Raw genomic sequence first — 10,100 nt, 5'->3', positions numbered from 1 at the left:
ATCGTAATATTGGTATGGAATAAAATGTAGGTTGGGTTAAACGAAGTGAAGTCCAAAAAATTAAAGTAAGAAATAAAGGCAAGGTTGGGTTTCGTCACCTAAACCCAACCTACAAGATCGGCGATCGCACTTCGTTAAAAGCACCCTTGTATATTGAGCGAAGTGGTAGACCGTCCCGTCACCATTTCACCGTTGCAACTGAAAAGTTTTTATCCAATTGTCCAATACACTTACCGTTGATTATATAGTCAGGGAATACGCCAATATCTACCTTTTTGTAGCCATAAAAGGGATCTAGGATTTCGATAAAATTTTTATCCTTATTTGTGTTTTTGCCGATGGTCACGACGAAGTGTCCACCCCCATGATACCATTGCAATCGTAGTATTGCTGGAGTTTTCTCATCTCTACTCTCGCAAAATTTTTGGTATTCTGTTTTAGTTTTGTCTTTGAACGTTTTTGCCCCTTTAATCCCTACACTTACAAGTGCCTGGGTGAGAGATTCCATATATGACCAGTCGGTGGAAAAGTCGTGTAATCCGTCTTTCCATGCACCTGGGGGCTTGTTGCGATCTTCTTTCCCTACCAAATGACGAGCTCGAGCAATGTCTGTAGAAAATCCTAATAGCCGAGATATCATTACGACACAGGAAGGTCCACACTCCTGCGTAAACTCCTGTATGTACAGATTAACCATTTTCCCGCCGTCTAGCGTTACACTTTGCCAAGGCATGAAATTTTCTCCTTTTGTCTTATGATATGAAGTTTTTTTTGTTGCAACATGAAGTCTAAGCTACACAAATCTACCCCCACTGAGTTCTGGTCTTTTCAACCTGCTGGGTAGCCTCATGCAACTGCCGTACCAACTTCAAACTCTCAGCCGATTTCTCCGCATCGACGTGCAAAGCCAATCCACACATCGGGCAAACAATTGGCTCCCTAGAGAGCAACATCGGCATAGTAGTGGGAATCGTAAAACTGCATTCGGGGCAGGGAACACCCTGTTGGGGTGTAGATTGTCCGGTCATAATGTCTCCTAATCAAAATAAATTACAAAATTCACGAGCTAAGTACCCTACCGTCATCCTTATGACTGATTGCGTCTCCTAGCCCCCTGACGACCCGTCTTCTCAGTGGGAGGTGTTACAGGTTGCTCGCTAACTTCTGGCGGCTTCTCAGCATTCGGATCTTTCGGTTTTCCGCTTGTGGTACTGATTCCTTGTTCCATCAGCCTAAATAAAGTCAGCAAACCAACAGGAGTATCAGATTGACCCGCGCTGATATTTATTTTCATCGCCGACTTAGAATCCTGTTTTGCTAAACCCGCTTTAAAGCCCAAAAAATTAGGCTCCAAAGACGAATCTTCACCGGATCTTGTCTCATTGACATTGATAGCTGTTCTTTGCTCAAGCTCAACCACCTCATTAATCTCCACCGCAAAATCAATGGTCGCCTCACGTACTTCTATTGTGGGAATAGGGACGATGGACAAGACTGGAATCTCGACCACAAACTCAATGAGATTTCCCCCTACACCGAGCTTGCGATAGCGAAAAGTAACTGTTTTTAACCGACTAATTCCTTGATCGTCATCATAAAACCCTACTTGTTGAATAAAATTAGCAGTTGCCTGCGCTGCTTGGGTTTCTGCTTGCACGAGTGCCAGCAAGGGCGCTCCAATAATTTGATAAAGTGGTACCGATGAGAGGTCTGTAGCATCTGCCATAGTTTAATCTCCAAAGTGTTTCATACAAGTCCTGGTAACGCTAAACGCTGGTCAGATCCAGTTTGATCGAAATTGATGAGAGGGTTGCTTCTGACAGACTTGCGAGTTCATCTGTAACCACCTCAACGTCAATGTCCTCAATGTCTTTCTCAACTGCCGAGTTTTCAGGAATATCTAATTGTTTGATAGAGAACTTCAGCTCAATGGTTACTTCCTTAAGATCCGTTCGAGGAACAGAAAGAAGCTTCAGAAATGGGTCTTCTTTATATGAAGCTTTTAATTCTCGCGAATAGGTATCCGAAATGACTCGCGCTCGACTGATGTCAGTTAGAAACGCACCAATAATCTGTTTTAATTTTGCCATAATATTAGGCTCCAAATATTCATGAAGGTATTTTTCCCTTTACCTTGAACTAGAGTGTGACTATATCTACATTCACAAATTGCTACAAATGTAGATATGGATGTGAGTTCACCCTACTCAAATATCATTCTTGAACAGGAGTTGCAGGGGGTATATTAATACTCTCGTTTAGAATATTCAAAACTTTCTGCATCCCTGCTGGCATATCATCCTGCACAGCATGGACATAGACATCCATCGTATATTCAACGGAATACTTGGAATTGGCAGCCGAGGAGCTATCTTTTTTAGCAGAATATGCGGCACTGAAACTGGCTTCAACCTTTGCCGGTCCCCAACCGTATTTGCCTGTAACGTTTGCGTTTATATCTGTTGTTGTTGATTTTGTTGTTGTGTCTTGTGATGCTGTTTCAGCACTGATATTCGCTTTGAATTGGATCGTCATGTCATCAATGCGAATATAGGGAATAGGTACAATTGCCAGTAATGGAACGGTTAATACAACCTGTTGCGACTCGCCTTCTGGGTTTTTGCTTTCATATTTAAACTCAATATTCTGGATCTCTCTTGCGGCGTTAGCCTCGCTGCCCTCTGGCAAAGGCGCAAAAGAAACTGACTCAATAAACTCAACCGTGGATCGTGCCGCCTTTGCCTGGGCTTCTATTGCAGCAACCAGGGGTCCCCCAATAATATTACCAAAGGGAAGAGCGCCCAATTGCTTTACTGCGTCGTCTTGAATTGCCATGATAACCTTCTTTATTTGATAGTTAAAGGGTGATATCTAGAAAAAATTCTAAAATTTTTCTAGTTAAAGTCTTTCCTAGCTCGATCTTGTTCAGTAGCTTATGAATCGCTTATGAATCAATCCTACAGATTCCTTACCATCCACACCAGCAAAGTTAGTAACTTTAAGAAACAAAGTTAAGGATTTAGCCCCAGCAAATCTCCAAAGCAATTCCCCATCTCAGTTTCAGATGCAGCCAGAAATTTTATTTCAGAGGTATCGATCGTAAGCAGGAAACTTTAAACACTTCGCAACAAATTCCTGTAACCCAGTATTAGTAAGGATTCCCGATCGATCGCCCTTTCCAAAAAGCCATGCGAATTTGATTAAGTTATATGTAAAAGCGCCGATCTTTACTAAAAATTCACATTCACTATCTACTATGGCTCACAACCTTGCGTATATTTCCTTATGCTCCAACAACCTCAACCGAGACACAGAAAGACCGATATCCTTACTCAGCAGGGATTTGAAAAACTCCAAACCGCAACATCGAAAACAGAAATTTGGAACTATTGCACCAAATCCTGCACCTTAGAAGCTTTAAGCGAACAAACTGGGCTATCGACCCATACCCTCAGCAAAGTCCACGCTCGGAAAGCGGGTGTCGATTTGCGAACCCTCGTGCGCTACTTCAGCGCTTTTGACCTGACCTTGGAACCCAGCGATTATCTGTTCCCTATCCGGCATGGGGAAGCGACTCAGCCAAGTCTTGCCGCACCGTCCGATCGAGTGCAGGTTACGGAATTGCTTCCCCCGAACAATGGCGTGAGTTGGGGTCTGGCACCGGATGTTTCAGTGTTCCACGGTCGCACCGCAGAATTAGCCACTTTGCAGCAATGGGTTCTAGACAAGCGTTGTCGTTTAATCGCTCTCCTAGGTATGGGTGGGATCGGCAAAACCTGGCTGGCGACTAAGCTAGCAGAACAGGTGCAGCATGAATTCAAATCCGTCGTTTGGCGCAGTCTGCGCTCGATAACGCCGCACTCTCCCATGCCTTTGAGCGATTTCCTAGACGACCTGATTCGCCATCTCGCCCCCCAAGCCAACCCAACCATTCCAGAACCCATCGGCGCTAAAATGTGGCAATTGATGGATACTTTGAGACGCAAACCTTGTTTGTTGGTTCTGGATAATGTTGAATCCATTCTGCCAGGGCATACCCCACAAACCGCTTCGAGGAACGGTTCTACAGAACAACACCCTGCTGAGGATCAGAGGTATCGCGAGCTTTTACGACAATTGGGACAAGGGCGACATCAAAGCTGTGTGGTGTTAACCAGCCGAATGGAACCGCAAGCGCTCCAGTGGATGTCAGGGGAGAATTTAGGAATCCGTTCCTTACCTATCCTAGGATTGCAGCTTGCAGAAATTCAACAGATGTGGAGCGCTAGAAGGGCGTTCCAGGGAACCCCTGCCGAATGGCATCGCTTAGTGGACTACTACGGTGGCAATCCTCTGATTCTAAGCATCGTTGCCACAACCATTCAGTGTTTATTTGCCGGCAGCATCACAGAATTTTTAAGACAAGACACGATGATGTTCGATGAGATTCGTGAGGTTTTAGAGCGACAGCTTGAGTTTTTATCGGTGTCAGAGAAAGATATCATGGGAGTTCTGGCAACCCAGGATACACCTCTTTCATTTTCAGAGTTGCGATCGAACATTGCACCTTCAATCTCCACAATAGTCCTGTTAGAAGCTCTGAAGTTCCTGAAAGCGCGATCGATCGTCGAAAGGACATCTGCTAATTCTTGTTTGCAACCTCTGCTGAGGGATTATGCAATCAATTTTTATTCACACAAAGCAGCCGCATGAAATTGCATATGCTCCTCCATAAAACTCGCCACAAAATAATAGCTGTGATCGTATCCTTCCTGCATTCTTAAAGTTAGCGCCTGTCCCGCTTTTGCACAAGCTGCTGCGAACACTTCCGGTAACAACTGCCCGTCAGCCAGATACGAATCAGCCGTGCCGCAGTCAATCAGAATCGGACGGTTGTATGGCTTCTCCAAAACTAACTCGCTCGCATCCCACGCCCTCCAAATCTCCTTGTTGCCCCCGAGGTAGTGACCGAAGATTTTTTGTCCCCAAGGGCAGCGCACCGGCGCGCAAATAGGCGCAAAAGCCGAAACAGAAAGATAGCGATCGCCATTTTTCAACGCACAAATTAAAGCCCCATGTCCGCCCATCGAATGACCGAAAATTCCCTGTTTTTCCGGTATGACTGGAAAGTTTTCAGCGATTAATTTAGGCAATTCATCAACAACATAACTGTACATTTGATAGTGAGAATTCCAAGGTGTGGCTGTCGCATCAACATAAAAACCCGCACCGCTTCCCAAATCCCAACTGTCGTCTTCGCCAGGAATGCCAGTATCGCGCGGGCTAGTATCCGGTGCAACTAGCATTAACCCGTATTTTGCCGCAAATTGCTGCGCCCCCGCTTTTGCCATAAAATTTTCTTCGGTGCAGGTTAAACCTGATAGGAAATAGAGAATTGGTACGGGTTGATATTGGGCTTGCGGCGGTTGGTAAACAGCGAATTTCATTTCGCTATTGCAGGCAGAGGATTGATGGCTGTAAAAACCGAGTTTACCGCCGAAGCTTTCATGTTCTTTTTGTAGTTCGATAGTTTTCAACACCATTCACCAGAGCGCTAAAGAGTAGAAAATATTGTCACAATTATAGGACTTATACCAATTTAATGTGAAGTTGCACATATCTCGATCCCCCTAAATCCCCCTTAAAAAGGGGGACTTCAAGAAGCTTCCAGTCCCCCCCTTCGATCGGGGGGCACCAGGGAGATCGAATTCTACGGGGCCTCATAAAAAATTGGTATTACGCAGTGAGAATGATTTTTTGTCATTCTGAGCCAAGCAAAGAATCTCAATCTTTGACCAACCTCTTATAATACGTAAATCCTGCATTTATTGAGATTAAATTAAACAGGATTATTCCCGCCTCTGTCCCAACAAATTTATCAATTCATTTGTCGATAACTGAGGCGATCGATCTAATAATAACCTCAATTCTTCTCCTGGCAATGCCAATAAATTAGTCATAACTATTGCCAACAGATCGCCTAATTCATATCCCCGCATTCTCAAAAAACTTTCAGCTAATAATCCGATCGCTTGTTGGCGACCAGCTTCATCGACTGTCAGCATCGATATTGACAATAAGATCATCGTAAATTCAGCAGCAGGTAAAGTCGATAAGGTTGAGAAGAAAGCTGTCATTTTCTCGTCTAATTGCCCAAATCTGACCAGGAAAAAGTTTTCTAGAATTAAGCGTTGCTGTTCTTGTCGTCCTCGTTCCAATCCTTGCTCAATTCCTTGCTCAATTCCCTGTTCAATTCCCTGTTCAATTCCTTGCTCAATTCCTTGCTCAATTCCCTGTTCAATTCCTTCTTCTCTACCTTGTTGAATACCTTCCTGCAATCCTTGCTGTTTTGCTGCTTGTAACTGCTCTTGAAATAAAGGTGCTATAGCCATAATTAACTCCCGATCTTCTTCATCTGCTTGAGGAATAGTTGCTAAATTCGCTTGCAGATTTGCTTGCAAGTTGTACAATAATTCTAACGCATTAGAGCGCAATGGATTATCCACAGACAAAGCAGTTAACTCAGCGATCGCTTCCTGCTGTACCCGACCCCTACCTAACATCCGCAACCACATCGTCTGCGGAACCTTCGGTAACTGGTGAATCGCGATCAACCCGACTCGCCAATCTTTGGATAAAAAATAAACTCCTCTCCCCCAACCCTCTGACTCTTCTGGTATCCGAAAACCCAAATTTTCTAATAAAGTTTCCGAAGCAGTGGGAGTGAGAATCCACAAGAAGGGTAATTCACCTGACTCTAAACGTTGCTCTTCTCTATTAGCTTTTCGTAACAATTCTGCTCTGGTATTTAATAATTTCGTCACGCCACTGAAAATTCCGTCACGATTAACTGGGTTGCGAAAAGGTTCAATGATTGCGACAGTCGCTGCTATTTGACCTAATAAACCCAAGGTTTGTGCGTACTCAAAATTAACAGAAGTAGGTTGAAAGAAAACATCAATTTCTCTCACTTCCGCAGTGACATCTTTACTCGTTTCTACTTGTCCGAGAGGTGATAATAACTCTTGAAGATATTCTTTGGCAAACTGGTCGTGGGGAAATTTAGTCATTTTGGTTAACTTATTGCTCTTTCCTAGGACTTACGCAGTCTCGACGCTTTTTATGATGGGTTGGAGATTCTTTGTAACACTTGTAAGTGACAGAATTACGTTGCCATGCGTAAGTCCTGTTTTCTTTAAAATGTCAAAACTGTGCGAATTACTTCGCCTTTGTGCATTAAATCAAAAGCTTCGTTAATTTTGTCGATCGGCATTACCTGAGTTATCAAGCTGTCAATATCAATTTTACCATCCATGTACCAATCAACAATCTTAGGAACATCAGTTCTGCCCTTCGCCCCGCCAAAAGCCGAGCCTTTCCAAACCCTACCAGTTACTAGCTGAAACGGGCGGGTGCTAATTTCTTGACCTGCTCCCGCTACCCCAATAATTACGCTCACGCCCCAACCTTTGTGGCAGCATTCTAAAGCTTGGCGCATCACATTAATGTTGCCGATACATTCAAAACTGTAATCAGCTCCGCCTTTGGTTAAATCTACCAAATAAGCAACTAAATCGCCTCCCACTTCCGAGGGATTAACAAAGTGAGTCATGCCGAATTTTTCTGCCATTTCTCGCTTGTCGGGATTCAAATCTACGCCGACGATCGTGTTAGCTCCTACCATACGAGCGGCTTGAATTACGTTTAAACCCACGCCGCCCAAACCGAAAACTACCACATTAGAACCCGGTTCTACTTTTGCGGTATTGATGACAGCGCCGATGCCGGTTGTCACGCCGCAGCCGATCAAACAAACTTTCTCAAAAGGAGCGTCATCGCGAATTTTTGCTACCGCAATTTCTGGCAATACTGTATAATTTGCAAAGGTAGAAGTTCCCATGTAATGGTAAATTTTTTCACCGTCTATGGAAAATCTACTCGTGCCGTCGGGCATCACTCCCCGCCCTTGAGTGAGGCGAATTGCTTGACAGAGATTCGTTTTGCCGCTCAAACAATATTCGCAGTTGCGGCATTCGGGTGTGTAAAGTGGAATTACCCGATCGCCCTTTTTGACACTTGTCACTCCCGGCCCAACATCTGCCACAATCCCGGCTCCCTCGTGGCCTAAGATAGCAGGAAATAAACCTTCGGGATCGGCGCCGGAAAGAGTGTAAGCGTCTGTGTGACAAACACCAGTCGCTTTAATTTCCACCAGCACCTCTCCGGCCCGCGGCCCCTCCAAATCCACCGTCTCAACGGTCAAAGGTTGGCCGGCACTCCGAGCAACTGCTGCTTTTACTTTCATGGTTTATTCCCTGCGATCGATTTATCAACTAACCAGTCAATATGTATTGTATTACTTTCTGCCAAACTTCAGCAAATCTATGACCAAATTAATTGTAATTACCGGAGTCAGTCGCGGTCTCGGTCTTGCCATGACCGAAAAATTTATTGAATTGGGACACACAGTTTTAGGATGCGCCCGTTCTTCGGAAGCGGTGGAACAACTCAACCAAAAATATAGTACACCCCATTGTTTTACTTGTTTGGATGTCACCCAAGACGATCGAGTCAAAGCTTGGGCAACAAAAATACTGGCCAAAAATCCGGCTCCAGATTTGCTCATCAACAATGCAGCTTTAGTCAACCATCCCGCGCCGCTTTGGAATGTCGGCAGCGAAGAATTTTCTCAGCTAATTGATGTTAATATTAAAGGTACTGCTAATGTGATTCGCCACTTTGTCCCGGCAATGATTGCGAAAAAAAGCGGCATAATTGTCAACTTTAGTTCCGGTTGGGGAAGGTCAACTTCGCCGGAAGTCGCGCCCTATTGCGCTTCTAAATGGGCAATAGAAGGACTTACGCGATCGCTCGCCCAAGAACTGCCCCCAGGTATGGCAGCAGTTCCTTTAAATCCCGGCATAATTCACACAGATATGCTAGACATTTGTTTCGGCGAAGATGCGGTAAATTACACCTCAATCAAAGCCTGGGTGCAAAAAGCAGTGCCTTTGCTGCTGAAATTAAAACCTTCAGATAACGGCGTACCGATGACCGTTCCTGGATAACAAAGCAACAGAAAACATAACTTGCAAACATCTCTCATTTCTACTCCTCTGCGCCCTCTGCGCCCTCTGCGGTAAAAAAAACCTCAAAAATGAAATAAAATTGCTAGATTCCCAACACAAAATATTCGCCCCAATTGCCGCTGTGAACTTACCACTATCGCCCTCGCAAACCGAAACCCGCAAAGCAGATCACCTGCGGATCTGCCTCGAAGAAGACGTACAATTTCGCGAAACTACCAGCGGACTAGAAAACTACCGTTTTACTCACTGCTGTTTGCCAGAACTCGATCGCGCCCAAATCGATTTAACCTCCACATTCCTCGGCAAAAAACTAGCCGTACCCCTGCTAATATCCTCAATGACAGGCGGCACAGAACTAGCCCAGACAATCAACTACCGCCTCGCCGATGTCGCTCAAGAATACAAACTAGCAATGGGAGTCGGTTCCCAGCGATGCGCTGTCGAAAACCCTCAACTAGCTCCGACATTTGCCGTGCGCCGCCGCGCTCCCGATATTCTGCTATTTGCTAACATCGGAGCAGTTCAGTTAAACTACAATTACGGTTTAGAAGAGTGTCAAAAAATCATCGACATTCTCGAAGCAGATGCCCTTATTTTACACCTAAATCCGCTGCAAGAATGCGTTCAAACCGAAGGCGATACTAACTTTAAAGGACTGTTAGATAAAATTGCAAAATTGTGCGAAAAATTACCAGTCCCAGTAATTGCTAAAGAAGTTGGCAACGGTATTTCAGGAAAGATGGCACAGAAATTGCTCGCCGCCGGAGTAAGCGCGATCGATATTGCCGGAGCCGGAGGCACTTCTTGGGCGAAAATAGAAGGAGAGCGAGCCACAGATAGCAAGCAGCGCCGCTTGGGTGCAACCTTTGCTGACTGGGGAATCCCGACAGCCGAGTGCGTTGTCAGCACCCGCGCTGCCGCCCCAGATGTTCCCCTGATTGCCTCTGGAGGCTTGCAAAACGGCTTGGATGCAGCGAAGGCGATCGCCCTCGGCGCGGATGTTGCAGGGCTGGCGCGGCCGTTTCTGGAAGC

11 protein-coding genes are annotated in these 10,100 nt (G+C 45.2%); 3 read left to right on the top strand and 8 right to left on the bottom strand.

The window, feature by feature from the left end; translation table 11 throughout:
* Positions 1-178 precede the first annotated feature (178 nt).
* The 5 genes from WBA89_RS18700 to WBA89_RS18680 all read right to left on the bottom strand — a co-directional run bounded on the left by WBA89_RS18700 (position 179) and on the right by WBA89_RS18680 (position 2,835).
* The gene (locus WBA89_RS18700) at positions 179-733 is read right to left on the bottom strand and encodes a hypothetical protein (protein ID WP_424408712.1); all 555 of its coding nucleotides are present in this window, start codon (positions 731-733) and stop codon (positions 179-181) included.
* A 70-nt stretch (positions 734-803) separates the two neighbouring features.
* Entirely contained in the window at positions 804-1,028 is a 225-nt protein-coding gene (locus tag WBA89_RS18695) for a hypothetical protein (RefSeq protein ID WP_424408711.1), read from the bottom strand.
* 59 nt (positions 1,029-1,087) lie between these two features.
* Entirely contained in the window at positions 1,088-1,726 is a 639-nt protein-coding gene (locus WBA89_RS18690) for a DUF2589 domain-containing protein (RefSeq protein ID WP_424408710.1), read from the bottom strand.
* 40 nt (positions 1,727-1,766) lie between these two features.
* A complete protein-coding gene (locus WBA89_RS18685) occupies positions 1,767-2,090 on the bottom strand; it encodes a hypothetical protein (RefSeq protein ID WP_424408709.1) in 324 nt (107 codons plus the stop codon).
* A 124-nt stretch (positions 2,091-2,214) separates the two neighbouring features.
* Positions 2,215-2,835 (bottom strand): DUF2589 domain-containing protein, encoded by a 621-nt coding sequence (locus WBA89_RS18680; RefSeq protein ID WP_424408708.1) that lies wholly within the window; start codon positions 2,833-2,835, stop codon positions 2,215-2,217.
* Positions 2,836-3,285: 450 nt separating this feature from the next.
* Between WBA89_RS18680 and WBA89_RS18675 the strand changes: the two genes are divergently transcribed.
* Complete coding sequence (locus tag WBA89_RS18675) at positions 3,286-4,692, top strand: NACHT domain-containing protein (RefSeq protein WP_424408707.1); 1,407 nt, start codon at positions 3,286-3,288, stop codon at positions 4,690-4,692.
* On the opposite strand, the gene fghA is transcribed toward WBA89_RS18675, so the two are convergent.
* The 3 genes from fghA to WBA89_RS18660 all read right to left on the bottom strand — a co-directional run bounded on the left by fghA (position 4,668) and on the right by WBA89_RS18660 (position 8,284).
* Positions 4,668-5,522, bottom strand: coding sequence for an S-formylglutathione hydrolase (gene fghA / locus WBA89_RS18670; RefSeq protein WP_424408706.1), 855 nt, complete (start codon positions 5,520-5,522; stop codon positions 4,668-4,670). The two genes, WBA89_RS18675 and fghA, sit on opposite strands and share 25 nt — an antisense overlap.
* 306 nt (positions 5,523-5,828) lie before the next feature.
* Positions 5,829-7,049 (bottom strand): flagellar assembly protein H, encoded by a 1,221-nt coding sequence (locus WBA89_RS18665; RefSeq protein WP_424408705.1) that lies wholly within the window; start codon positions 7,047-7,049, stop codon positions 5,829-5,831.
* Between the two features lie 125 nt (positions 7,050-7,174).
* Positions 7,175-8,284, bottom strand: a complete 1,110-nt coding sequence (locus tag WBA89_RS18660; RefSeq protein ID WP_424408704.1) for an S-(hydroxymethyl)glutathione dehydrogenase/class III alcohol dehydrogenase — start codon at positions 8,282-8,284, stop codon at positions 7,175-7,177.
* Positions 8,285-8,363: 79 nt separating this feature from the next.
* On the opposite strand from WBA89_RS18660, the gene WBA89_RS18655 reads away from it, so the two are divergent.
* Complete coding sequence (locus WBA89_RS18655) at positions 8,364-9,047, top strand: SDR family oxidoreductase (RefSeq protein ID WP_424408703.1); 684 nt, start codon at positions 8,364-8,366, stop codon at positions 9,045-9,047.
* A gap of 142 nt (positions 9,048-9,189) precedes the next feature.
* A partial coding sequence (fni, locus tag WBA89_RS18650) for a type 2 isopentenyl-diphosphate Delta-isomerase (RefSeq protein WP_424408702.1) occupies positions 9,190-10,100 on the top strand: 911 nt, incomplete at its 3' end.

It is taken from the genome of Microcoleus sp., from assembly GCF_049646505.1.
In the GTDB taxonomy this organism is placed as follows: Bacteria; Cyanobacteriota; Cyanobacteriia; order Cyanobacteriales; family Microcoleaceae; genus Microcoleus.
This window is presented reverse-complemented; position numbering and strand designations above follow the sequence as displayed.

What these genes read in the sequence shown, in the direction of transcription:
- WBA89_RS18680 (WP_424408708.1), bottom strand. Translation starts at nt 2,835, where the DNA reads ATGGCAATTCAAGACGACGCAGTAAAGCAATTGGGCGCTCTTCCCTTT.
- WBA89_RS18700 (WP_424408712.1), bottom strand. Translation starts at nt 733, where the DNA reads ATGCCTTGGCAAAGTGTAACGCTAGACGGCGGGAAAATGGTTAATCTG.
- WBA89_RS18660 (WP_424408704.1), bottom strand. Translation starts at nt 8,284, where the DNA reads ATGAAAGTAAAAGCAGCAGTTGCTCGGAGTGCCGGCCAACCTTTGACC.
- WBA89_RS18695 (WP_424408711.1), bottom strand. Translation starts at nt 1,028, where the DNA reads ATGACCGGACAATCTACACCCCAACAGGGTGTTCCCTGCCCCGAATGC.
- WBA89_RS18675 (WP_424408707.1), top strand. Translation starts at nt 3,286, where the DNA reads ATGCTCCAACAACCTCAACCGAGACACAGAAAGACCGATATCCTTACT.
- fghA (WP_424408706.1), bottom strand. Translation starts at nt 5,522, where the DNA reads ATGGTGTTGAAAACTATCGAACTACAAAAAGAACATGAAAGCTTCGGC.
- WBA89_RS18690 (WP_424408710.1), bottom strand. Translation starts at nt 1,726, where the DNA reads ATGGCAGATGCTACAGACCTCTCATCGGTACCACTTTATCAAATTATT.
- WBA89_RS18655 (WP_424408703.1), top strand. Translation starts at nt 8,364, where the DNA reads ATGACCAAATTAATTGTAATTACCGGAGTCAGTCGCGGTCTCGGTCTT.
- WBA89_RS18685 (WP_424408709.1), bottom strand. Translation starts at nt 2,090, where the DNA reads ATGGCAAAATTAAAACAGATTATTGGTGCGTTTCTAACTGACATCAGT.
- WBA89_RS18665 (WP_424408705.1), bottom strand. Translation starts at nt 7,049, where the DNA reads ATGACTAAATTTCCCCACGACCAGTTTGCCAAAGAATATCTTCAAGAG.